General features: G+C 64.6%; 17 protein-coding genes. 9 read left to right on the top strand and 8 right to left on the bottom strand.

The features are described 5' to 3' along the window. Positions 1-62: 62 nt before the first annotated feature. The gene (locus JJ683_RS03895) at positions 63-371 is read left to right on the top strand and encodes a hypothetical protein (protein ID WP_200171400.1); all 309 of its coding nucleotides are present in this window, start codon (positions 63-65) and stop codon (positions 369-371) included. Between the two features lie 1,043 nt (positions 372-1,414). On the opposite strand, the gene JJ683_RS03890 is transcribed toward JJ683_RS03895, so the two are convergent. Next, positions 1,415-3,520, bottom strand: a complete 2,106-nt coding sequence (locus JJ683_RS03890; RefSeq protein ID WP_200171399.1) for a hypothetical protein — start codon at positions 3,518-3,520, stop codon at positions 1,415-1,417. A gap of 331 nt (positions 3,521-3,851) precedes the next feature. Between JJ683_RS03890 and JJ683_RS03885 the strand changes: the two genes are divergently transcribed. After that, a complete protein-coding gene (locus tag JJ683_RS03885; protein ID WP_200171398.1) occupies positions 3,852-4,814 on the top strand; it encodes an ATP-binding protein in 963 nt (320 codons plus the stop codon). Positions 4,815-4,914: 100 nt separating this feature from the next. Here the strand turns inward: JJ683_RS03885 and JJ683_RS03880 are convergent, their stop codons facing one another. Beyond that, a complete protein-coding gene (locus JJ683_RS03880) occupies positions 4,915-6,066 on the bottom strand; it encodes a hypothetical protein (RefSeq protein ID WP_200171397.1) in 1,152 nt (383 codons plus the stop codon). Positions 6,067-6,199: 133 nt separating this feature from the next. After that, the gene (locus JJ683_RS03875; RefSeq protein WP_200171396.1) at positions 6,200-6,574 is read right to left on the bottom strand and encodes a hypothetical protein; all 375 of its coding nucleotides are present in this window, start codon (positions 6,572-6,574) and stop codon (positions 6,200-6,202) included. Positions 6,575-7,350: 776 nt separating this feature from the next. On the opposite strand from JJ683_RS03875, the gene JJ683_RS03870 reads away from it, so the two are divergent. The 7 genes from JJ683_RS03870 (at position 7,351) to JJ683_RS03840 (ending at position 21,393) form a co-directional block, all read left to right on the top strand. Next, entirely contained in the window at positions 7,351-8,037 is a 687-nt protein-coding gene (locus JJ683_RS03870; protein ID WP_200171395.1) for a hypothetical protein, read from the top strand. Positions 8,038-8,309: 272 nt separating this feature from the next. Beyond that, the gene (locus JJ683_RS03865; protein WP_200171394.1) at positions 8,310-10,223 is read left to right on the top strand and encodes a TnsB C-terminal domain-containing protein; all 1,914 of its coding nucleotides are present in this window, start codon (positions 8,310-8,312) and stop codon (positions 10,221-10,223) included. Further along, complete coding sequence (locus JJ683_RS03860; protein ID WP_200171392.1) at positions 10,220-11,242, top strand: hypothetical protein; 1,023 nt, start codon at positions 10,220-10,222, stop codon at positions 11,240-11,242. Before JJ683_RS03865 ends, JJ683_RS03860 begins: the two co-directional genes overlap by 4 nt. Beyond that, a complete protein-coding gene (locus JJ683_RS03855) occupies positions 11,242-13,422 on the top strand; it encodes a TniQ family protein (RefSeq protein WP_200171390.1) in 2,181 nt (726 codons plus the stop codon). Before JJ683_RS03860 ends, JJ683_RS03855 begins: the two co-directional genes overlap by 1 nt. Positions 13,423-13,535: 113 nt before the next feature. Further along, positions 13,536-18,518: a DEAD/DEAH box helicase gene (locus tag JJ683_RS03850; RefSeq protein ID WP_200171389.1), complete on the top strand. Its 4,983-nt coding sequence runs from the start codon at positions 13,536-13,538 to the stop codon at positions 18,516-18,518. 146 nt (positions 18,519-18,664) lie between these two features. Then, positions 18,665-19,570, top strand: a complete 906-nt coding sequence (locus tag JJ683_RS03845) for a hypothetical protein (RefSeq protein WP_200171387.1) — start codon at positions 18,665-18,667, stop codon at positions 19,568-19,570. Beyond that, on the top strand, positions 19,567-21,393 hold the full coding sequence (locus tag JJ683_RS03840) for a sacsin N-terminal ATP-binding-like domain-containing protein (RefSeq protein WP_200171385.1): 1,827 nt from the start codon (positions 19,567-19,569) through the stop codon (positions 21,391-21,393). Before JJ683_RS03845 ends, JJ683_RS03840 begins: the two co-directional genes overlap by 4 nt. Before the next feature lie 237 nt (positions 21,394-21,630). Here the strand turns inward: JJ683_RS03840 and dnaB are convergent, their stop codons facing one another. From dnaB to rpsF, 5 genes are all read right to left on the bottom strand, one after another. After that, entirely contained in the window at positions 21,631-23,028 is a 1,398-nt protein-coding gene (gene dnaB / locus JJ683_RS03835; protein WP_200171383.1) for a replicative DNA helicase, read from the bottom strand. A gap of 622 nt (positions 23,029-23,650) precedes the next feature. Then, positions 23,651-24,112, bottom strand: coding sequence for a 50S ribosomal protein L9 (gene rplI, locus JJ683_RS03830; protein ID WP_200171381.1), 462 nt, complete (start codon positions 24,110-24,112; stop codon positions 23,651-23,653). Between the two features lie 16 nt (positions 24,113-24,128). Beyond that, complete coding sequence (gene rpsR / locus JJ683_RS03825; RefSeq protein WP_182348395.1) at positions 24,129-24,383, bottom strand: 30S ribosomal protein S18; 255 nt, start codon at positions 24,381-24,383, stop codon at positions 24,129-24,131. A 110-nt stretch (positions 24,384-24,493) separates the two neighbouring features. Continuing rightward, positions 24,494-25,003 (bottom strand): single-stranded DNA-binding protein, encoded by a 510-nt coding sequence (locus JJ683_RS03820; protein WP_200171380.1) that lies wholly within the window; start codon positions 25,001-25,003, stop codon positions 24,494-24,496. A gap of 203 nt (positions 25,004-25,206) precedes the next feature. Continuing rightward, positions 25,207-25,494: a 30S ribosomal protein S6 gene (rpsF, locus tag JJ683_RS03815; RefSeq protein ID WP_200171378.1), complete on the bottom strand. Its 288-nt coding sequence runs from the start codon at positions 25,492-25,494 to the stop codon at positions 25,207-25,209. Between the last annotated feature and the right edge of the window lie 91 nt (positions 25,495-25,585).

Here is a 25,585-nt window from a genome sequence, read left to right as displayed (position 1 = left end):
GTCCTGTGGTGGTCGATGGGGAGCTTCGCAACTCTCATCTTCACACCGCAGGACCCGCCTACATGTTGTGGTCCCCCCTCACCTCGCTGGACACCCGTCTACGCACTCTGCATTCCGTAGAGCCGGTTTCGGTGCCGCCGCGGTTGGCCAATTTCACTGGGGGGCTCGTCGTTGCGGCGATCATGCTGGTTAGTCTGCGGTTCCTCGGCCCGCAGATCACCTTGTCGGTGTACATCGGGTTGTGCGTACTGGGGGCCGTGGCCACGGTGATTAATATGCGGGGGCGTACGCGGCGCTGGCAGTCGGGCACCGGGGACGTCATCGCCTGCGTAGCTGGTGCAGCGGCTGCGGTCTTCTTGCTTGTCGTCTGATGACGGGGCTTACGCCGAGAGATGAGGACATCTGGTCGGCGATGTCGGCCACCGGCCATGTTCATCTAAACCTGTGCATCTGACACCTTCCCTATATACACAGAACTGAACGTGTACATCTAGGTCACACCCCAGACGCACAGCCCGGTGGGAGCGAATCCATGTGCACCTAGGGCCGCGACCGAGATGGATGCACACTTCCGTGCTCGGGTCCGGACATGACGGGTCAGGATGAAGAGCCGCGACGCCGACCCTGCCGATCGCGGTAGGGCCGGCGTCGTCTGTTTCGACCCCGGCCGCTTCTCTCGACCGGGGCATGGACAATAACAGAACATGAGTTCGATGGACCCGGTCACCGGAAACGATCGTTTCCGGTGTCGGCAGGTGCACTGTTCGGGTCGCATCATCCTTGCAGACGCTGATGCGCCGAAACCCTCGTCCGAAACTATATCGCCGAAACCGCCGTCGGAGCCCTTTCTGGTGACCTCAGCCGATTAGGTTAGCCTTCCCTTCCTGATCAAACGAGTAGGCGTCTGTCTCAACGGGCAACAAAACCCCAGGTGTTTGTCTCAAAATCTCACTCATGGCGTGTTCTGTCTCAGAATTGCGCGCCCGCGGCACGCCCTGCCGCTGGCGCCTGATTCTGGGACAGAGACCTGGGGTTTTGTCTGTCTTGGGACGACTCGACAAAGCCTCGTTGGGATTCACTACGCAAGGCTAGCCTTACTTATGCCTGCATACCTCGCCGGTCGAGCTACGCGAGGCACCACCAATAGGGACTTGGCTCCAGCGCCACTCCGCCACTCCTGCCGACTGCATATGCGGTCCACAGTGCGTCACGCAGCCACAGCAGAGCCTGGATGACACACAAAGCCTGGAAGGGGTCGGAGTGCAGTGTGGACAATGATGGGAGAGTTCCTCATCCTCGTCGGTGCCCGCGAAGTCGCGGTCCTGCACCACCGCGAGGGTCTCCCGGTGCAGTGCCGCACCCCGCGCGGCCATCCAGATCATCGCCGGTACTGCGGTCGCCCACCGCTAGCGAATCACGATGCGGGCTGAGGTGACGTAGGTGCCGGAAACTCGAAGAGATTCTCCAAGTTCCCTGACCGGACAAGGTTCTCCACTCGCATCCGGTACTGAGTTCGCAGATCTGAGGTGTAAACCTCTACTTCCGATTCATCTACTATGGCTTCGATCACATTGGCGAGCGCCAACCCCGCGATTTGCCGCGCAAAATTCGCGACAGTCTCGCATGCCGCTATGGAGATAGGGCCACCGTGGATAGCCGCATTACGCGTCCGGCGCAAACGAGCAGTGCACGCGTCCACCCGCTCCTGCTCCTTTTCGAACGCCATTGACAGCGCACTGGCAGAAGCGAGAGTGTCGTCCAACTCTGCAAGGCTCCTCCATAGCCAATGATCTCGGTAGAGTCGCCGAAGCTCGGCTGTATGGGCTACTGTTCTTGCTCGAATGATCGGCCCGCTCCATCTATTCTTCCGTATATCTTCTGCGATCACCTCAAGTTCCGGAACTCTCGGCGCGCCTGGGGTGTGGTCCGGAATGTTGGCAACTGCTGCCATGAATACGCCCCTCACAGTACGAAACGCGAACTGCTCGACAGTATATATGTCCAATAAGTATTTGCTCACAAACTCATTCCAAGAGATTCTCCCCAGCTCGGTACGCGTCGTGCAGTGCTCGATCGCACGTACAGCTGCTCGTACCGCCAGATCAGGACTTGCATCTGAAGCATTTTCCAGCTCGTCCTGAAGTTGAAGTATTGGAGATAATTCGGTAGCCGCATCTGCCGTGATCACCAGGTCCCTATCTTCAAATTCTCGCAGTCTAGTGGTGAAATCATCATTTACGTAGTCCAATTCATGGTTGACAAACTCACTTTTCGGCCCCCAGTCAAAATAGTTAGTTTGGCGATAGTCTCCATCTACAAAAAGGAGCGAGCCGCGAAGCACGTGCCATAATCCTGCAGGTGTACCAATAACCTTCAAGACTGCGTCAAGAAGCACGCGAGCATTAGATGTTGCCAAGTGCCTTTCGACCGACTCAACTATAACTCGGGCATACACGAGAGTGGGCGTGGACTCGAACCCCCGATTCTCATCTGACCCATTACGGGAAAGCTGGAGATTCCGAACGTCGTCGGTTAGGAGTTCTTCTGGCACAACATCGTACAATTCTCGTGCGACATTCTGATTAGTGAGCACCGCAGCGAGATTCTGCGCTGCATAGAACGTTACTGCGCCATGACTTATAGATATGGCCTCCTTCACGAAGGCCGGGGAAATTCGGAACCAAACTACGCAATTTTCGGTCAATGAAGATGCGACAATGCACCGTTCTGATAGTCGTTCGAGCGCGTCCGGCGTCAAGGAGGACGCTGCGTCCGGGTCAGGTGCTGACGGCGATATCTCGTCGCCAATTCTCGATTGCGCATAGCGCACGGCGTGGTCATGTCCTAGGAGAACGCTGTATGCCATCTGAAGCGGACCGAAATGGCCAGGGTCCTGTCGGCGGCGTCTGCATAGCGCAACCACATTATCGCGGAGGAATTTAACACGCTCAACCGGGAATATCGCATGATCAGAACTTTTGCAAGCCGCAATCAGATCATGCCAGGCGGCGATGAGAACATCGTCACTATCGAGTAACTTGACGACTGATGAGGCATTTTGCGCCACTATAGGTCGTTTCGAATCATCTAGGTTCAATTTGCCCTTCTTATGCACCAGAAGTCCATTGGTGACGGAAGAGTGCAGGTCGCTCACAGTTGTGTAAACAATGCTGGTGAACTCTGGCCCTAACCACTCAACCGTATCCATGATGTCCCGTACGCGTGATTGCCAGTCGTTTTTCTGTTGACCGTCATGCGGCCTAGGGTCATTCGCCGCATCGACAAATTCTTCTGCAATTGCAGAAAGTGGTACATATCCGGCTTCACAGATTATTCGTTCCCCGTTCTTGACGTATTGGCCCAGTTCCTCAAGCCATCTTTCTCGTTGTTGAAATAGACCTGCCGACGTCAATAGATCACCCTCTCTACTTGTATCTGATTTGCCAGATAACTGACACAGCGAGCAACCGCGGAATTTCCAGAGTGCCAGCGCCCCTGTTGTGGAAAAGTGTTGGGCCATGCGGTACCAGAATTACTAGAATAGACGAAATCATAGAAGGAGTATTCCGCGTCGCAAGCCCCGCCAACGCGTGGGTCGTGCATAATATTGTGGATTGGCACATGATCTGCTGCACGGTCGGCTGACCGCTCGAGTCACATTACCGTGCAGTCGTTCCGTCTGGCTCCAGGTTGGTCAAGGATGCGCTGTGAACGGGTCAGCACTGGCCGCGGTTGGTCGCGGCGATACAGAGGCCCGCCGACGCGAAGCGCCCCCGCATCTCCGCATCGCTCTTGATACTGGCTGTGGCGCTCGCACCGGTGTCCGATGCCGAAGAAGCAGGGAGGAGTCAGTGACCACCCACAGCCCATTTCGCCCCTCGTTCGGCGTGTCGCCACCGCTGCTGGCCGGGCGCGGCGGCACGATCCAGGCGTTCGCCACCAGTCTCGACGATCCCACTGGCAGCTCACTTTCCGTTTCCCTTGTCACCGGACACAGCGGTGTGGGCAAGACGGTGCTGCTGAACAAGCTTGAGGCCATCTCAAGGGCGCGTGGCCGACTTGTCGTGGCTGAGACCGCTACCCGTGGCCTGCCGGCCCGGATCACCGCCGACCGCCTGCACCCACCGTCCAGCGGCAGAACGATCGACGTGCTGATCACAATCGACGAGGTCCATGGCGGTGACATCGACGAGCTGCGCACGGTGCTCACCACATGCAAGGCCGCTGCGCGCGGCGGCCCCCGCGTCGACGTGGTCGTCGCTGGGCTACCGCCGGCCGCAACAAGTCTCGCCGGACAGCGTGCGCTGCCGCTCCTTCGCGATGCTCACCGGGTCGAGCTGGGCATGATCGACCATGACGAGGCAGCGGTTGCCATTCGCGTACCGGTTGAGCGTGCGGGACGGACCATCAGCGATGATGCTCTCGCCAAAGCAGCAGCCGCCGCGCGCGGCTATCCGTTCCTGATCCAGCTCGTCGGACACCTCGCATGGAGCCGCCGCCCCGGTAGTACCACGATCACCAGCGCCGATGTCACAAGCGCCAGCGTCGAGGCAGCTCGTCTCGTGGGCCGCATGATCCACGAGCCCTCACTGCGGCGCCTTGCCCCGCCTGAGCTCGGATTCCTCGAAGCGATGGCGGCCGACGACCACCCCAGCTTCCTCTGCGATATTTCGGCACGCACAGGTTCCACCCCCGGCGATGCGGAAGCGTGCGCACTGTGGCTGACAGAGGCGGATCTGATCGAGCCCGCCGGCCAACGGCGCGTCGCGTTCGCGCTCCCGTACCTACGCGAGTGCCTGCGCGACACACGCTGATGAGCTACCTCGGGCCCCGATCGCCGACCCATGACAGGGTCCGCCAGCCAAGCGCACTTGATCTACGACACCTGGCGCTGGGGCCCGCTGCCGGGGGGCGCTACCCGTCGCGCGCGTCGACTACTGCGGCGGCGATCTGCTTCCACTCCGTCACGTCGCCGGCGTCGGGGCCGAACACCGCCCCGTACGACAGCACGACCTTCTCGCTGTGCAGTGGCGTGTCGTCGGCCTCGTGGTCGTAAACGGTTAGCTGCCCGGTGCTGCTGTGGGCGGGGTCGCGGATGACTTCCACCTGGTAGCGGCGGTCGAGGCGGGACCACCAGATCAGCCAGTCGCCGTCGGTCGCCGCGTTGCTGTCCCAGTCCATGATCGGCCCGGCCGGCGCGGTACGTGCGGGACGGGGCATCCCGAGCACGGCTCCGTTGATGTCGATCAGGCGTTGCTGGACGGCCTCGTTCGCGAGGTCCCAGGGCATGTCGGTGTCGAGCAGTATCGATACGGTCTGCAGGTAAAGGTTCGATCCCCACAACGCGCTGCCGCCCGGTTGGCCGAGCCATTCGCCGGCGAGCGCGAGGTCGAGCATGTCCCGCAATGCGGTGGGCGCGGTGTGCGGAAATTCCCGCTGGCGTGACAGAGCCCGCAGATAGGCGGCCGCGGATCGGTAGGCGCATGTGTCGTTACCGGCGAACCCCATGGTGTGTCCGTCGGGGTGGTGGAGCTGTTGTATCGAGCATTCGCACAGCAGGTCGACGGCGTTGATGTTCGGGTAGTCGAAGCGTGTCCAGGCGACACGGTGCCAGCCGTCGCCGGGCGGGATGTGTTGCAGAATCCGGCTGCCGGGCGCCGCCTCCCTGCGGTCGCGCAGCGCCGCGACGGGAACCCCGGTGAAGTCGGGTGGCCACGAGGGATCGCGGGGCGCGGGCTCTCGCTGGCTGCCGTACCGTTCCATCTCGATCTGGGATACCGACGGGTATTCAGGTGCCGTGCGCACCCTGGCCCAGACGAGCGGCGTCGTCGTTGCTCGCGGGTGGGCGGCGGCGATGGCCTCGCGGAACGCCGCGTCGGCGGCCGGCCACCGGCTCATATCGGTCGTCGGTGTATCGATGAACAGGGCGCTCGCCGCGTCGAGTCCGGCCCGATGCAGCGCCACGAGCGCGTCGTCGGGCGCCAGGTGTTCATGGGCGGGGAGGAGGAGCGCTATCTGGATTTCGGTGCCAGGCCCGAGCGGATCACTGGCCGTTGTCATGGTCATTGCATCGTCCTTCGCGTCAAGTACTGCCAGGTCCAGCGCTCGCTCCGTGGGGGGCGGCGCCTCCGGCTCGGTGCGTGCGGGGTGCTCCTCTCTCATGCTCCGGTGCGGCGACTGGCTGCGTGGCCGGCGTGCGCTACGGCTTCGGCACGACGGTGGCCCGCTGGTGCAGCTCGTGGACGGTCAGCGATCCGAGGTCGTTGCCGCCGCGTAAGAGGGTGTCGACGCGGATGAGCCGGGTGCGGCGCCAGGCGCCGACGTCGTCGTTGCCGGCGAGCGGGTTGCCGGCGCAGGCCGCCAGGTTGTCGAAGGGGCGGAGCTCGGCGAACAGCTCGTCGGTCATGCCGGCGAGGGCCGGATCGAAGACGACGGTCACCTCCCCTTCGGTGGTGGTGACGGTGGCGTGCGCCTGCGCGAACTTCACGCCGATAGATGCGCGCTCGGCCACGTAGTCGCTGACGATGCGGGTGATGTCGTCGTCTGTGGGCGGGGTCGGTGCTGTGATGGTCACGATGTGTGTCCTCTCCGTTCACCGGGGCGGCCGACGGCGTCCGCCTCCTACCGGGAATGGGACCACGCGGCTACGACAAGTTCCGGCATGTCTTCGGCCGGCGGCACCCCCTCCAGGGTCGAGCGCTGTCGGCGCTTGGGGTTCGAGCGCACCGCACAGCCCCGGCCCCGGCGGCCCCGGATCTGCTCTCGCATGAGAACTGTCAACGCCAACCGAGGTTGATCATGTTGCCGCAGCACCGTTTCGGACGAGCCCTTGTCCACTACCGGCACATGCCGGTAGTGTGCGTCACATCGGAGTTGCAACCGATAATTTCACAGGAATCTGGTCTTCTCGTGAGAGGTTCGCAACTCGATGATCCATCTTCCGCCGACGCATTTCGGTCGTCGCGTATTGCGCACTGTCGCCGCGGGCCAGGTCGTCCGAATCGAGGTTCGGCTCCCCGCGGAAACCGCCCAGCGGTTGTACACCCGCGCCGGTCAGACCGAACGCACCCTCAGCTCCATCACCGCCGAAGCGATCGACGCGTTGTGTGACAGCGAGCCGGAAGCCGGCCGGTCCCGTGCGGGGCCATGAGCGCAAAAAGCGAAGAGACCGGGCTGCCACCCGGCCTCTTCCACAGTATTCACAGCGGTTGGCGCCGCTGCTCATATCTCTTCTCGCACCTCTTGGAGGTTCGCTGTGTCTATTTCAGCCTGCCTACGGGCTGCTGTCAACCCCCGCACTGCCCGCCCTACGGTTTTGCGGCGCCCGACTCCCCGGGCGGAGGTGGCGTGGTGAGGTCGGATTTCATCACCGGCACCTCTGTCAGCGCCCGCAAAGGAGTCCGCCGCACCCCTAGCCAGATCCGCACCCATCTGTCGAACACGCTGTCCAATGACGAGGCACTCGCCGCGTTGCAGGAGCCAGAGGTGCGTCGCCGCGCCGTCGCCGGCTGCACGGCGGTGATCTGGGACGGTTCCGATACCCGCATCATCAGGCTCGACGCACTCGCCGGCGTGGCCCGCGGCGGGGCGCTTCCAGTGCGGCGGCTCGGTTCGCACATGCAGGCCAGATCGAACCTCATGCTGCACACCACCCGCAGCAGCGGCAGACCCGCCGTCGTGTGGGCCGAATCCAAGCTCGAGGAGCTGTGGATGATCGCGCTCGACCGGCGCGCCGACGTGACCGGCTACCAAAGCCAGCCGTGCATCCTGGTCTGGCCGATCGGCACCAAGAAGATCCTTCAGATCCCTGATCTACTGATCACCACTGACAGCGGCATCGAGATCGCGAGTGTGCGCTCCGAGTCGCTGCTCAACGACTACGCCCGCGCAATGCTGGCCGACCTGATGCCCGACACGCTCGGCGCACACGGCATCGACTACACGCTCCGCGGCAGTATGCCCCGCCAGCACGCCGTCAACCTGCGGCTTCTCGGGGCACTGCGCTGGAAATGCCCTGTCACACGCGAGGAGTGGTAGACCGAGACCGACAGCCTGGCGCGGACCACGACCACGCTCGGCGCCGCCGCCGACGCATATGGCGGCGGCCCCACAGGCCGGGCGCGCGTGCTGCGCACACTCGCCCAGTGCCACTGCGATACCGATCTAGACCGTCCGATCCGGCTCTCGTCGAGGCTGTGGTGGCGATGAGCAGCAACGGCGACACCCCACGGTTCGGGATCGGGGCGCGCCTCGAGCTCGCCGGCCAGTTGTGCTCCATCGTCACCATCGCGGCGGCAGCAACTCCGCCGGTGGTCACCGTCCGCACCGATGACGGCGAGTACCTCGATATCCCTTTATTGCAGGCCATCGGCATGTTCCAGGCATTCCATCAGGCCGACCGCCCCCGGCTCGCCGAACCGGGCGACGTCCTCGACGATCTCCCCGACAGGGCCCGCTCGCTCGCGCTCGAACGCGCGCATCATGTACGCGAGGCCCTTTACGGCGACCCCTCTGGGACCTGGCGGGCCGGAAGCGACCCGCGTTTCGATCCCACCGTCACAACCCGCAAGGAGCGCATCGCCCAGAAGGTCGGCGATCTCGCGCAAACCCCCGGCTATTCTCGCTCCAGCTTCTACCGCATGATCGGAAAGTTCGAGAGTGGGGGAGTGCGATCCCTCGCCCCGCACCAACCCGAGGGACCACGCCACGACAACCCCCTTATCGGCCTGCAGGACGACTCGTACCAGGTCATCCTCCGGGTGCTGACCGATCTCCAGCGCCACGGCTCGACCGTCCACCTGCAGGCCCGCATCAACCGCATCCGCCGCGAGCTGGACTCCCACGGCATCGACGATCCCCGCCTGACCCCCTACACCCTGGAAATGGCTGTCCGGTTCGTATCCCAGGAGATCGGGCTGACCGGTACCGCGAAGTCCCGCCGCTCCCAGGGGGCACGTGCACAACGCGGCTACCGACGCCCGCCGCCATCCATGCCGGGCGAACGCATCGAGATCGACGCTACACAGGCAAACATCGAGGTGTACTGCCCGCACACGGGACGACGGTTCCGGCCATGGCTGTCGGTGGCGGTCTGCGTCGTCACCCGGCTGATGAGCATCCGACTGTCCCCAGACAAGCCCTCCGGCCGTGACACCCGACTGCTGCTGTTCGATCTGATGTCCCCGCTGGTCCTGCCTGAGCGGTCCCGCCCGCACTCGCTGACGCTCGGCGTTCCCGACGTCGTCGCCTTCAACCCAGCCCTCAACATCGGCACTGTGGTCATGGATCACGGCGGCGAATACGAGAACCTGCGGGTCATCGACGCGCTCGCCCGCTGCGGGGCCACCATAGAGTTCGCGCGCACGCGCCGCGGCATGGATAAACCGTTCGTCGAGTCCGCCAACCGCACGCTCGACATCATGCAGCAAGATCTGGCCGGATACGTGGGCCGCGGCGCCCAGCACCGGGGCGATGGCGTCACGCCCGAGCTCACGCTGGCAGGGCTGCAGTCGATCTTCCAGGAGTGGGCCACCACCTACTATCCGTACCGGCCGCACAGCGGCCTGCCCTCACCGACCACCCCCGGCCGGTACCTGACACCAGCGCAGCGCTACGAGCAGGCACTCGTGTGCGGCGGCGACCTCCACGTCGCACCGCACCCCGATGACGTGTTCGCGTTCCTGGACTCTGTAGTACTCACGATCGCATCCGACGGGGTTCACGTCGGCAACTTCCGGTATGACGCACCGATCCTGAACACCATCCGCCACGGCACACTGTCTCCGCTGTCCCGGCCAGGACGTGAGCGGCGGTTCTACTTCGACCCTTACGATCGCGCCCGCCTGTTCTTCCGCGACAACCACGACGGCCGATGGCACGTCCTGCACGCCATCCACGATGACGGCAGCACCTTCCCGCCCTTCAGTGAGCTCGTCGCCGACGACCTGACACGGTTCCTCGGACGCAGCCGTCTCACACGCGGGGAACGTGCGAGCGCCGGAACAGCGTTCCGCCGCTTCGCCGAACATGAAGCCCGAACTGAGACTGTGCGCTGGTCCCGCGACCGCGCCCGCGTTGAAGCGTCCGTCAACGACCCTGCATCGACCCCCGGGTCGATCGAGACCACCAACGTAGATCCGCCCTCGCCTCCGCCTGTCAATGTCGACACATTCGCGACATGGGACACCGGAACCGCCAACGACGACACGGAGGACCTCTGGTGAGCACAGCAACGCTCGGCGGCCTCAGTACCGCTGCATCGCCGCCGGTGCTGCAGAACCTGAAGGATTGGCCTCGCCTACGAAGGCGCGATACCGCTGATCCGCCACCCTGCGGACTCGATGGCGATCTGAGCGCCGTGACTCGATGGATCCGGTCAATTGGCCCGATCGAGACGTCCGACATCCACGGAATCGAACAGGCCATGCACCAGGTCATCGACCACAACCAGCATACGGTCAACGCCGACCGCCGGTGGCTCGCTGTCAACGGCCCAGCCATGGTCGGCAAAACCCAGGCCGTGACCGCAGCCATGCTGCGCGTTCATGACGAACTACTGCGCTATCCACACGATCCCGGCACTGGGATCCGCGCCGCCCACATCCCGGTAATATTCGTCGGCGACGCCGGCGCGAGCTGGCCGAACCTGCTGCGATCGGTGGCGGAGTTCGCGAGCATTCCTGTGGCCCGATCGTACCCGGGCACCGACATCCTCCGAACGCTTCGCGCCGTTCTGCCGCGCCTCGGCACGCACCTGATCGTCGTCGACGACGCCCACATGCTCCGCCGCGTCGGCGTCGCCCGGGATCTGACGGACAATCTCAAACTGACTCTCGACGCGTTGCCGGTGACGTTCGTGTTCGCCGGCGCCGGCCTCGAACACAGTGCCCTGCTCAAACGTTCGGACAGGTCCGAAGACGCGTACTCCGCAGCAGTACAACTCGCGGGGCGCATGCAGCGCTGGGAGCTTGCCGCGTTCAGCAGCACAGACGACGCGCAAAGGCGCGCGTGGCATCGACGGGTCGGCGCTTTGATGACGCGCCTCGAGCTGATCGACGGGCTCGATACCACGTCACTGCGGGAACCGACTTTTGCCGCGAACCTGTTCGGCTTGGCCGACGGGCTCACCGGGTTGTCGTTCGAGTTGCTCAAGGACACGGTAATCCGCGCCATCAGTCAGCATCGGCACCCGACGACTGATGACCTTCTCGCCGCAGCCAAAGCCCGGGGGAGGACACGCTGATGCTGCCGATCATCGCCGACCTGCTGCCCGACGAATCCCTGGACTCGTGGATCGAGTATCTCGTCGACCTCAACGCCTGTCGACCGCGCGACATCACCGGGACATACGACCTAAGCAACTATGACCGGGCCGTGCCGTTCACCCGGAACGCCAATGCCCACACCCTGGAAACGATCGCGACGAATACCGGTGTCCCCGTTGAGCGGCTCCGCCACGCCACAATGCGGCGGTATGAGAATGTCGGGCTGGCTCATACCGTTGGCCATTGCGCTGGCGAGGGCGCGTGGTCGCACGTGCGCGGCAGCCGCTTCTGCCCCGAATGCCTGCAAGCGGGCAACCTGCGGTGGAAGCTCGCGTGGCATCTGCGGTGGGTCACCGTCTGCGACACCCACCGCACAGTGCTCGCCGACTATTGCCCCGCTTGCGGTTCACGCGCTCGCGACGCGCGAGTCCACCACCCGCGAACTGCCAGTTCACCAGTGTCTGCATGGCGCTTGGCTCGATGTCCTTACGCCTGTTCGACAGAGACACTCGCTGCGAGTGCTGCGCATCAGATCGAGATCGACAGCGCTGCGTACCGGGCGCACCAATGGCTGACCACAGTGCTCGACACCGGTGGCGCCGTGTGCGCCTACGCAGGTGGCGAGTACCTCACCGCCAAGAGCATCCTCTCGGATGCCGCCCCGATCGTCCGGGCGGCTCTCAACGCGATGACCTATGTCGACGGCGTCGGCACACTGCCCGGCGGATCCGACCCCGGATCGTGGACGCGGCAGCTGACTGCCGCCGACTTCGTGCGCACATCCGCCGGCCGCACGGGCGCCGCCGCCGTGACCACCCCCCAGTTCCTCCTCGCGCTGACCGCCGCCGTCGAAATCCTCACCACCGCCACCGGCCCCAAGGAGCTTGCCGGTACATGGTTGACGCCATCGCGCATCAAGAAGCTGGGAAACCACCTGGCCCGGTCGAAGAGTGCCCGTCCGACAGTGCACCTGCTACGACTCTTGGGACGCAAGCCACCCACTGGAACTGGCACGGCCGTCACCGACCGCATCGGCCGCCGACGCCCGCAACACTCAGCAAAAGCGCTCTACAGCGCTGTGTCAGATCCGATCGATGCGATGAATCTTCCGACGAACATCTGGCCCGCCGTCTGTGACCACGCACCCGCCATGGTGGGGCGCGTCGCCCGGAACTTCCCGCTGACCGCGCCAATCGCCCTCGCCACGATGGGACGCCGAGTCGACTACGCGCTTCTTGCCGCCGAGTTCGGACACGACCTCGCCGCCGACGAGGTCCGGGGCGCGCTCAACCACCTGGTGAGCAACGAACTCGGGACCGCCGTCTTCAACTATCTATGCCAGTTGCACGCACACCTTAAAACTTGCCCGCCACCGATCGACTACCGGCGACGACGCCGGCTCTTCCCCACGCCCGCCGCTATCGGACGCAACCACACCCGCCAACTGGCCCGCGCCGGGGGCATGTACCTCACTGACGCATTCACCTGGAAGATCCAGCGGTACGTCTGGCAACTGCTGACAGGCAACGACCCACTGGTCACCCACGGTGCGCAGCTCCTCCACGGGCCGGCCGCGTACAGCTATCGCAAGTTCGTCCAAACCATGCCCGAGGGCCTACGGGACGCTGCCGGAGAAGTCGCCGCCCGGCTGCTGCTGAAGCACCGCATCGGCGAACCCGTCACCTACACCCCCGAGTACAACGACGCCACCCAATCGTGGTCGCCACACGGCCGCGAGCAACGCTTCCTCGAGACGATCGGCCGCACCGACCTACGCCGCACCAGCCTGTCGCTGCGCCTTGCCGCCTCCGCTGCCGGCGACGTTGAAGAGCTGGTGCACCTCGCCTGTGCCGGTGAGAAATCCGTGGCCCTGAAACTATGCCGCCTCGCCGACACCGCCCACTGCCCTACGCACGGCGACGCCGCAGCCCTCTACGGAATCCGGTCGACCCAGATCGGACGCGAATCGGTGTTCCTCTCCCGCGCCCTCGGTGCGGACATCTTCACTCCAAGAACACGATCCGCACCCCGCACACTCACCGCCGAAGGCACGAAGCTGTACAACCTCGCCCGAGCGAACATCGACCGGCTGAGCCGCATCGCCGAATACACCGGCCCCTTCGCTTCGCCACCCGATTACCCCAAGTCCAGCCGATGAGTACGGGCACGGTGGTGAGCACCGGGGTATTCGTCCGAGCTGCCTGACATGATGACCAGATAGTCGGCTGCTCTGCGACACGCGGGCAACAATGATGCGGGAGGTGGGGCGCGGTGGCGTCGGTGCATGAAGTGATCGAGGCATTCCGGCAGGCGCCGTCGAACTCGGAACGCGGCACCCTGTTCGAACAACTCATGGTCCGCTACCTCCAACTCGACCCCACCCTCGCCCAGCAGTACGACCAGGTGTGGCGGTGGGCCGATTGGCCCGGCCGCGACGGCAAACCCGACACCGGCATCGACCTGGTCGCCCGCGAACGCGACTCCGGCGAGTACACGGCGATCCAGTGCAAGTTCTACGAACCTGCCCACACCCTCGCCAAGGGCGATATCGACAGCTTCTTCACCGCGTCGGGCAAAAAGCCCTTCACGAACCGGGTGATCATCTCGACCACCGACAAGTGGGGCCCGCACGCCGAGGAGGCCCTCGACGATCAGACGATCCCCGTGCAGCGCATCGGGCTCGCCGAGATCGCCGAGGCGCCCATCGACTGGGACATCGCCTGGCCGGCCGGCAACCTCGAAGTCGAGCTCGCACCTGCGGTCAAACACACGCCGCGTAAACACCAGGCTGAGGCGATCGACGCCGTCTTCCGTGGCTTCGCCGCCGGCAACGACCGGGGCAAGCTGATCATGGCCTGCGGCACCGGCAAAACCTTCACGGCCCTGAAGATCGCTGAACGCGCCGCCGCCGAGGCGGGCGGGTCGGCGCGGATCCTGTTCGCCGTCCCCTCGATCTCCCTGCTCTCGCAGACGCTGCGCGAGTGGACCGCCCAAACCACTCGCGACATGCGGGCCTTCGCCGTCTGCTCCGACACCAAGGTCTCCCGCGCGGCCGAGGACATCGCCGCCCACGACGTCGCCGTGCCGGTCACCACCGACCCAGCGCGCCTGGCCTCGGAGATGGGCCACCGCAAACGCGCCAAGGGCCTGACGGTCGTGTTCACCACCTACCAGTCCCTACCGGTCATCCACGGCGCCCAGAACGATGGTGTGGATCCGTTCGACCTGGTCATCTGCGACGAGGCGCACCGCACCACCGGCGTCACCCTGGCTGGCGCGGACGAGTCGGCGTTCGTGCGCATCCACGACGACGATTACATCCGCGCCGCTCGGCGGCTGTATATGACGGCGACGCCGCGCATCTACGACGAAGCGGTGCGGGCGAAGGCCGACGAGCATGCCGCCGAGATCACCTCCATGGACGACGAGCAGGTGTACGGCCCGGAGCTGCACCGGCTCTCGTTCGGCGACGCGGTCGAACGGGGTCTACTCACCGACTACAAGGTCCTCGTGCTCACCGTCGACGAGGACATGGTCGCCGCCCCGTTGCAGGCGCAGATGTCTGCCGGGTTCGGCGAGCTGCGCCTCGACGACGCGTCGAAGATCGTGGGCTGCTGGAACGGGCTGGCGAAACGGGCCGGCACCGCCCCCGACGGTCAGGGCTTCACGCCGGGGGAGCCGCCGATGCGCCGGGCGGTCGCGTTCGCCGAGAACATCAAAGCCTCGAAACTCCTCGCGAGTGTCTTCCCCGCGGTGGTGGACGGCTACCGCGACATGCTCGACACCTCGGCCGATGACGGCAAGCCCGTCGACACCACCAACCTGGACTTGGCGTGCGAGGTGCGGCACGTAGACGGCACCTTCAACGCCCTGCAGCGTGGCCGCGAACTGGCCTGGCTCAAAGCGCCCATCCCGGCGGGGGAGTGCCGCATCCTGTCGAACGCCCGCTGCCTCTCGGAGGGCGTCGACGTGCCGGCCCTGGATGCGGTGCTGTTCCTGCACCCGCGCAAATCGGTGGTCGATGTCGTGCAATCCGTGGGTCGGGTGATGCGCAAAGCCGAGGGCAAGGACTACGGCTACATCATCCTGCCCGTGGCCGTGCCCGCCGGCGTGGCGCCGGAGAAAGCCCTGGCCGATAACCAGCGGTTCAAGGTGGTCTGGCAGGTGCTCAACGCGCTGCGCGCCCACGACGACCGGTTCAACGCGATCGTCAACTCCATCGCCCTCAACACCACCACCGATGCCGGCGCGGATGCGGGGCAGGGGACGGAGGCGATCCTCGGCGGGCACATCGGCCCCACCGCCGCCGCGAATCCGGCATCGACCGGCGGGGAAACCGAGACCATCGAGCCCGGAGACGGGGGCGACCCGTATGCGGTGGATCCGGCCGCCGCGGACCGGGAACTCGCCAAGCAGATGGCGTTGTTCTCGCTGTCGGAGTGGCAGGAGGCGATCTACGCGCGGATCGTCACCAAGGTCGGCACCCGCACCTACTGGGAGGACTGGGCAGGCGATGTCGCCGACATCGCCAATGCGCTAATCTCCCGCATCCGCGCCGTCCTGGGCCAGGCCGATACCGAGGTGGCGGAGGGGTTCGCCGCGTTCGTGCAGGGCCTGCGGGACAACCTCAACGATTCCATCGGCGATGACGATGCGGTCAGCATGCTTGCGCAGCATCTGATCACCAAGCCGGTGTTCGATGCCCTGTTCGCCGGGCACGAGTTCGCTACCCACAACCCCGTCTCGATCACGATGCAGGCGATGGTCGACCTGCTCGGCGCCGCGGGGCTGGAGGCCGAGACGGCGCGGCTCGAGGGGTTCTACGCGTCCGTGCGGGTACGGGCCTCGGAGGTGACCACGGCCGAGGGTAAACAGCAGGTGATCGCGGAGCTGTATGAGAAGTTCTTCAAACTCGGCTTCGCGCGTCAGGCCGAGGCGCTGGGCATCGTGTACACGCCGGTGCAGATTGTGGACTTCATCCTGCGGGCCGCCGACCAGGCATCCCGGGACGCGTTCGGCCGGGGCATCACCGATGCGGGTGTGCATGTTCTCGACCCGTTCACCGGCACCGGCACGTTCCTGACCCGCCTGCTGCAGTCCGGGCTCATCGACCGGGATGATCTGGCCCGCAAGTATGCGGACGAGTTGCATGCGAACGAGATCATGTTGCTGGCCTACTACATTGCCGCGGTGAACATCGAGACCACCTTCCACGCCCTCCCCGACGCCGGCACCGGCGGCGGGTATCGGCCGTTCGAGGGGATCGTGCTGGCCGATACGTTCCAGATCACCGAGGACGGCGACAGCCTCGATACCGTGATGTTCCCGCAGAACAACGAACGGATTCTGCGGCAACTGGGGGTGCCGATCAACATCATCGTCGGCAACCCGCCCTACTCGGTGGGGCAGAACAGCGCCAACGACCTCAACGCGAACATCGCCTACCCCACCCTCGACAATCGGATCGGTGACACCTACGCGAAGCGGTCGACCGGGACGAACAAGAACAGCCTGTACGACTCGTATCTGCGGGCGTTCCGGTGGGCGACCGACCGGATCGGCGACGCCGGCGTCGTCGCCTTCGTGTCCAATGGCGGCTGGGTCGACGGCAACACCGCCGACGGCATCCGCCTGTCCCTCGCCGACGAATACTCCCGCATCTACGTCTACAACCTGCGCGGCAACCAGCGCACCGCCGGCGAGCTCTCCCGCAAAGAGGGCGGCAAGGTATTCGGCGCAGGCAGCCGCAACACCGTCGCGATCTTCCTCGGCGTCAAGAACCCCGCGCACACGGGCCCGTGTGAGGTGTTCTACCACGACATCGGCGACTACCTGTCCCGCGACGACAAGCTCGACCGCGTCGACAAAGCCACCTTGACGGACCTCAGCTGGACCGCCGTCACCCCGAACAGCCACGGTGATTGGCTCGGCCAGCGCGACGACGCCTTCGCCACCTGGCCCGCCATCGGCAACAAGAAGCCCAAGCCCGGACAGATCACGGTCTTCGCGGCTCACTCTCGTGGATTGGCTACCGGGCGTGACGCATGGTGCTACACCTCCTCACGCGCCGGCCTCCAAGAGAACGTCACCGAAATGCTCGACCAGTACGCGCAGGTGCGACGCGAGTTCAACACGCACGCGCAGCAGGCGGGGCTCGCACGCCGCAGCGAGCAAGACGTCACTGCCTTCCTACGCGCGCACCCCGAGTACACGGGTACGGGCCGGGTCAGTTGGAACTCCAGCCTCAAGCAGCAGCTCGCCCGAGACAACGTTCTCGTTCGCGACGATAATGCGTTCCGTACGTCGCTCTACCGACCGTTCCAAAAGCAGGCAAGTTACTTCTCCAACGCCCTCAACGAACGCCGCTACCAGCTGGCGTCGATGTTCCCGACCCCCCACCACACCAACACCGGAATGCAACTCAATGTCGGGGGGACACCTTCACCATTTTGTGGGCTCATGGTGGATTCTCTTCCAGACCTAAACTTCTTCGGCCAAGGAGGTCAGTTCTTCCCACGCTGGACCTACGAGAAAGCCGCCGCCACGGACGGGCACCTGGACCTCGCCACCGGTGATGGTGTGGTGGATGAGTGGGGGTATCGGCGGGTCGACAACATCACCGACGCCATCCAGAACCTCTACTCCGAGGCGCTGTGCGGGCCGGTGTCGAAGGACGACATCTTCGACTACGTCTACGGGCTCCTGCACGACCCCGCCTACCGGCACGCCTACGCCGTCGACTTGAAGAAGATGTTGCCGCACATCCCCACCCCCAAAACCCGCGCACGGTTCGACCAGTTGGCGGATGCGGGCCGGCGGCTCGCCGCACTGCACATCGGCTACGAGAACGTCGAACCGTACCCGCTCGACGTCCAGCTCAAGGCGGGGGCGGATCCTGCCGTCCGGGAGACGTGGCGGGTGCAGAAGATGAAATGGGCCAAGACCGTCGACCCCGACACGGGCAAGAAGGTCGACGACCACACGGCGATCGTCTACAACCCCAAGGTCACCATCACCGGCATCCCGAAGGGTGCGGAACGGTACCTGCTGGGCTCACGCTCGGCGCTCGGCTGGGTCCTGGATCGCTACCAGGTCAAGACCGACAAGGCGTCGGGGATCGTCAACGACCCCAACGACTGGGCAGATGAACACCACGCCCCCCGCTACATCGTCGACCTCATCGGCCGGGTGACCGCCGTTGCCGTAGAGACGATGCGGATCGTCGATGGCCTCACCGAAGAGACGAAGCCATAATGCGTCCCGGAATGCAGGCATGGTTCAGGTATCAGTGGCTCGTAACGATCGGAATCTCCGGACATGCCAGAGAGTGCGCTGTCCGCATCGAACGATAGAGTCGCTCAGGTTTTTACGTGACAAATATTCGTTTCGAAAGGAATACCGTGGGAAACAAGACATCCGAGGCAATCAACATTTGCGTCGACGAGCTGGCGCTATCGCTAGTCGGATGGCAGGTAGAAGACGCTCAAGCGCGGCTCGTCACCAAACCCGGCTACGCGAACGACTACGAGCAGCAGGTTGCTTTCTCCGGTTCCTTCCGGTTCTTACCCGAGGACTGGACTGATCGGTTCAAGGATAGCGATGGCAGTGACTATGCTTCGGAGGTCTTCCTTACACTGAATCGACGCGATACACCCGCGCCTTCGAGTGACTATAAATGGATCGTACTTGAGAAGATAAGGAAGGCCAAGAAGGGCCTTATCCGCGTATCTGCCAAGAGTGACACCTGGTCGTGTCGTGTCCCGCTTACCACGAAAGAAATCGATCTCCGCCTGACGGCCCACGATCTCGACGATGTTCGGAACCTATTCATAAACTCAGATCTCATGCTTCCAAGTCCGACTACACCTCTCGAGATCACTGTGGTGGACGAGACCAGCGTGGATGCTCCTCATCCGAAGGTCGCCGTCGCAAATGCCTTCCTTTCGAAGGGGGACTACCGCACTACATTGACCGTGCACACCGAAGGCTCCTTCGAATTCGGTAGCGCGGAGGATCTTCTCAAGACATACCTGGGTCGGCTTGATTGGGAAAATGACGGATCCACGGTGAAGGATTTCGCACCATTTGAAGTGGACGTCCCCGAGATCACATTTGAGATCCTGGACGACAGCGGGTTCCTGCTCGATGATCGCCCCTGCACGTTTTATGGCCACATACCGGTAGACGCCCAGGGGGCTACTCCCCGTCGCCAGCCTCGGTGGATCGGCCGCAGCGTCATTGACATCGCTGACCTGCCAGGTGATCCGCACCGGGTCGTCGTGCGCGTTATCGACGGTGAAGAATGATCGAGATGATTCACCACCTGTCAGCGTTGCAAGCCCAGATGGTCGACGAGCATAGGCAGGCCCCAGGGCTTTTTGGGGAGATCGCCCGAATGGAAGACCTGCTGGCCGACACCTACCGCAATCGAGTTCCCTACGAGTTGCTGCAGAACTCCGATGATGCTGGATCCACCATCATCACCATCACTGGTCTCGGTGGAAGCGTATGGTCGTGGGCCAACAATGGCCGATCGCTGCCCGCCGTTGACGCTGAGGCATTGTGTAGAAGTGCAAGTTCGACCAAGCACCGAGGCGGTGACTCGATTGGATACCGCGGTATCGGGTTCAAGTCTCTCGCTGCAATCGCCTCGCGTGTCGATATCCAGTCCTCCGACGTGGCCTTTACCTTCGACCGAAAAGTCACTGCCCAGCTGCTCGGCGAACGGTCACCCTCTGCAGTCCCTCTGATCCGGATCCCGTGTGATATCCGCAACACCGACTGGATCGACGGCGCAACTTTCACGATCTTCGGCCGCGGCGGCGCTGATGCCCCGCTGGCCGCCATCGACCCGACGAGTCTGCTGTTCCTGCGTCACGTCTACCGAGTCGACATCAGCACCTCCGAGCGACCCATCAGCATCCGTGTGGATCGCAATGAAGGGGGCGTGACACTCCACGACCAGTCCGGGGCCGCGAGATTCGGTCTACTGCGGCACGAGTCGGCGACGATCGCTGTCCCGCTCGATGCACGCGCCCAGTCGCTAATTGGGCTTCGCGGCCGGCTCGCATGCGGGTTGCCGTTGGACGACGAACCCGGCCTGCCCGTGGCCGTATCCGGAGATCTGCTAACCGATCCGTCACGAACACACGCCGTTGTCGAGGACGAATCCACTCGGCAGGTGCTCGCAGAGGCCGCTTCCGCGATCGCACACGAGCTGACTACGCCAGAGGCTCCATTATTCCAGCGGCTCTGGGAGTTAATCCTGGAGGGCGAAGATCTCCGCTCCCTCTTGGTGTCTTCGCACGTGACAGCCAGCAGCGCTCTGCTCGGTGCGCTCCAACGTGAAATGAAGTCCCGGACAAAGCCCTTCGCCTACTCGCCGGTACCTCTGACGACCGACGAGGTCACCTACGTCTTCCCAGCAGGTGCACCGGTAGCGCTGTATGCGAAGAAAAACCAGCGCAATGCACGTGCGCTGAAGTCCGTCCTGGGGCTCGACACCCTCGAGCTCCAGCGGCTCGTCGATGAATCTGTGGTCGCGAAGTTGTCCGACGAGTCGATTGCGACCCTGGGCACGCACCTGGGAGAGATGGCCCGTAGCTACGGTAGGAGGCTCACCGCCGCCGAGCAGCGCGTTGTCGACAGGGGGCCGACCGTGTCGCCGCCGCCCTCCCCGCCAGTCATCGTCCAACGCCCAACAGAAGATGCGCGCCAAACACATGTGCCCCCCACGGGGGAGCCTCTGGCAGACATCGTCTCCAGGTGGCGCACTGCCGAAGTCGCCACCATGGAGTACCTCAATGGCCGCGGGTGGCGCCTTGAAGACGTCAGCGGGCAGAATGTCGGCTACGACCTCTCGGGCAGCGACCCTGCCGGAGAGCCAGTCCGAATCGAGGTCAAGAAGGTCGACCACGCGGATGCGCGGTTTGCCATGACGAACAACGAGATGTCCCTGATGCTCGCATCCCCAGGTGGCTACCTGCTGGCAGTGCTGATAGGGGACGGTCGCTACGTCAAGCTCATGCTCGTCGACCCCAGCAACGACGAACTGCCAAGGGAACGGGTCTGCCGCAGATGGGATTGGGAGTTCACCGACTGGGCACGCTTCGCGACCGTCGTCGAATGATCAAGCGTCACGACGCCGGTCTCTCCGACCACGGTAGGGCCGGCGCCGTCAGCTTGGACGCCGTCCGCTTCCCCCTGCCGAGGCGCGAACGGAAGCACAACGGACACTCAGGATAGCCTTCCCTTCTTGGTGTTTCTCCGAGCTCCCAGTCCCAACCGAACGCAAAACCCCAGGAGCCAGTCCCAGAATCCCAGGTATAACGCGTTCAGTCCCAGAATCCCGCGCGAGCGGCACGCCCTACCCTCGCGCCATGTCCACGAACCGCGACAAATGCAGTTGGTGCGCCACGGTGACCGTGGCGGTGGGACCGTTGCGGTGCTTGCCCAGGATCAGGTCGGCTTCGCCCATGCGCGGGTCGTCCCGCTCGAACGCGTCGGGGCGGTGCAGCAGGATCACCATGTCAGCATCCTGTTCTAGCGATCCGGATTCGCGCAGGTCGGACACCATAGGCTTCTTGTCGGTGCGCTGCTCCGGGCCACGGTTGAGCTGACAGATCGCCACCAGCGGAACCTCGAGCTCCTTCGCGAGGAGTTTGAGGCTGCGCGAGAAGTCCGACACCTCCTGCTGCCGCGATTCGACCTTCTTACCCGACGTCATCAGCTGCAGGTAGTCGACCACGATGAGCTTGAGGTCGTGCTTCTGCTTGAGCCGCCGCGCCTTGGCCCGGATCTCCATCATCGTCATGTTCGGCGAGTCGTCGACGAACAACGGCGCCTCGGAGATCTCGCTCATGCGTCGTGCCAGACGAGTCCAGTCGTCGTCGGACATCTTGCCGGCCCGCATGTCGCCCAGCTTCACCTTGGCCTCGGCGGAAAGAAGACGCATCACAATCTCCGTCTTGCTCATCTCCAGGGAGAAGATCACGCTCGACATTCCGTGTTTAACGGAACATGATCGCAAAAAATCCATTCCCAGGGTGGATTTCCCCACGCCGGGCCTGGCCGCCACGATGATCATCTGCCCCGGGTGCAGGCCGTTGGTGACCTCGTCAAGCTCCATGAACCCGGTGGGCACGCCCAGCGACAGGCCGCCGCGCGTGGCGATGGAGTCGATCTCGTCCAACGTGGGCTGCAGCAACTCCTCGAGCGGCACGTAGTCCTCGGTGGTGCGCCGCTCGGTGACCTCGAAGACCTCCGCCTGGGCGCGGTCCACCACCTCATCCACGTCCTGGCCGTCGGCCCCCGCATACCCGTACTGCACGATGCGGGTGCCGGCCTGCACGAGACGGCGCAGCACGGCCTTGTCCGCGACGATCTCGGCGTAGTAGCCGGCGTTCGCCGCCGTGGGCACCGTGGAGATCAGCGTGTGCAGGTAGGGGGCCCCGCCGATGCGCTTGAGCTCGCCGCGCCGGTCCAGCTCCGCGGACACGGTGACGGCGTCCGCGGGCTCGCCGCGGCCGTAGAGGTCCAGGATCGAGTCGTAGATGCTCTGGTGCGCCGGCCGGTAGAAGTCCGACGACCGGACCACCTCAAGCACGTCCGCGATCGCGTCCTTGCTCAGCAGCATGCCGCCCAGCACGGACTGCTCGGCGACCATGTCCTGCGGGGGCTGGCGGCCGAAGTCCTCGGTGGGGGGCTCCTGCGGCAGCGGTCCGTCCGAGAACCCGGACTGATCACGATCGTCGACCACCGACACGCGCTTCAAGCCTCCCCTCACACGAAGGCCCCAGTGGCCTTCGAACTACAACTACACCGGGCCTGTGACAAGTTCTGATCACGCCACGCCGACCGCCCGTATAGAGCCCCGCGCACACCCGCGGACGGGACGCCCGGAACGACCGTAGGACGTCCGCGCGCGAGTGACAACTGCACCTGTGGATGAGGTTGTGGATAAGTTGTGAGTAGTCGCCGCAGACCTGTGAAGACATGCCGCCAGCCTGTGAACCCCTTGTGGACAAGCTGTGGATGAACTTCTGGAGTTATGCCATCCATGCAGGTAGGGACCGCCAGATGAACATCACACCCTGTGAATTGTTGGTTCTTCGGCGTGTCGCGCCGACCCGGCATCCGGGCGTGTCGCCGTTGCGGCCGCGTCGCGCTTTCCACAAGCTGTCCACAAGCCGACGTGACGACCGTCACGACCAGGCCGGTCAGCGCGCCGACCGGGACGGACGACCACTTCGCCCGCCGTGCAGACCGCGCCCGCAGCAGTGAACTGGTACCAGTTCCAGTGCGACGCGAAAACGCCGCCGACCCCCGCGCCGAAAGTCGGTGCGGGGGTCGGCGGCGATGCGCGGCCTACGCGCGCCGGGGCCGGATCAGGCCGCGGCACCGGTGACCGTCAGCGTGAACACGGCAGTGACGCCCGCGTGCAGCTTGACGGACACCTCATACTCGCCGACGCTCTTGATGTGCGTCTTCGGCAGCACCAGGGTGCGCTTGTCGATGTTCGGGCCGCCGGCGGCCCGCAGGGCATCGGCCACGTCGCCGGCAGTGACGGAGCCGAACAGCTTCTCGCCGTCCGAGGCCGTACGCGCCTGCAGCTCCACGGCGTCCAGGCCTTCGATGGCGCCCTTCAGCTCGCCCGCGTGATCGATGTCGCGCACGCGCTTGGCCTCCTGCGTGCGGCGGATGCCCTCCACCTGCTTGAGCGCGCCGCGCGAGGCCACGATGGCCAGCCCGCGGGGCAGCAGGTAGTTGCGGCCGTAGCCGTCCCTGACCTCGACCGATTCTCCAGCAACACCGACGTTCTCGACATCAGCGGTGAGGATCAGCTTCATCGGTAAATCCCCTTCCTCAACGAGCCGTCGGCGTGTAAGGCAGCAGCGCCACCTCACGCGAATTCTTGACGGCAACGGCTACGTCCCGCTGATGCTGGACGCAATTGCCGGTCACCCGGCGGGCACGGATCTTGCCTCGATCACTGATGAACCGGCGCAGCAGCGCGGAGTCCTTGTAATCGATCACCGTGTTGTTCTCTTTGCAAAACGCACAGGCCTTGGTCTTCTGCGCCTTGGTGGCCTGCGCCTTGCGCTCTCGCGCCTTGGCCATGGTCCTTCTCCGTAGTCTGGGTTCTCACGGGGCCTTGCCGCCCCGCTGCGCTCACCCGGCTCCGACGGGCGCCGCCCGGCCCCACCGCGGCGGGGCCCAGGCTGCGCGGGTCAGAACGGGGGCTCGTCGTCCGAAGCGCCGCCGAACGAGCCCGACGCCTGCGGGGCGCTGCCCCACGGATCGTCGCCGCCCGACCGGCCGCCGCCTGAGGGTGCGCCACCGCCGCCGGCATATCCGCCGCCGCCACCGCCACCACGGCTGACCTTCTCGACCTTGGCGGTCGCGTAGCGGAGGGACGGGCCGATCTCATCGACGTCGAGCTCCACAACGGTGCGCTTCTCGCCCTCACGGGTTTCGAAGGACCGCTGCTTGAGCCTGCCTTGCACGACCACGCGGGCGCCCTTGGTGAGGGACTCGGCCACGTTCTCCGCCGCCTGCCGCCAGATGCTGCAGCGCAGGAACAGGGCCTCGCCGTCCTCCCACTGGTTCGTCTGCTGGTTGAACCGGCGGGGCGTGCTCGCCACGGTGAACCCGGCCACCGCCGCCCCGGAGGGGGTGAAGCGGAGTTCGGGGTCTGCGGTCAGATTGCCGACCACGGTGATGACGGTCTCGCCTGCCATGTGTCCTCCTCGTGCGGTCGGCCCCGACGACGGGGCCGCGGGTTGACGCGAATGCTCGGGCATTCACCGGCCGGGCGTGCCGCGCGGATTCCGGGCGTGCTGTCCATCATCGGAACAGTCGTGCCGGAACGGCCCTTTCGCAGCGGCCGGTGGTCGGATCGGATGGTGCTCGGATCGATGGGTGGTTGCCGTGCCGCGAACGCTCAGGCGCTGCGGCGCAGCACCTTGGTACGCAGAACCGACTCGTTCAGACCCAGCTGGCGGTCGAACTCCTTGACCGTGGCGGACTCGGCGGTCATGTCGACCACGACGTAGATGCCTTCGGTCTTCTTATCGATCTCGTAGGCAAGCCGCCGCTTGCCCCAGACGTCCAGGTTGTCGACCTTGCCGCCGGCCTCACGGACGACGTTCAGCAGCGTCTCCATGGACGGGGTAACGGTGCGCTCGTCCAGACTCGGCTCGAGGATGATCATCATTTCGTACTGACGCACGGGACCTCATCACCTCCTATGGGCTTGAGAAACGGCCACGGCGTATCCGTGGCAGGAGGGTCGTTGCGTCAAGCAACCCCGTCAAGCTACC

Source organism: Tomitella cavernea (assembly GCF_016599145.1).
Taxonomy (GTDB): domain Bacteria; phylum Actinomycetota; class Actinomycetes; order Mycobacteriales; family Mycobacteriaceae; genus Tomitella; species Tomitella cavernae.
This window is presented reverse-complemented; position numbering and strand designations above follow the sequence as displayed.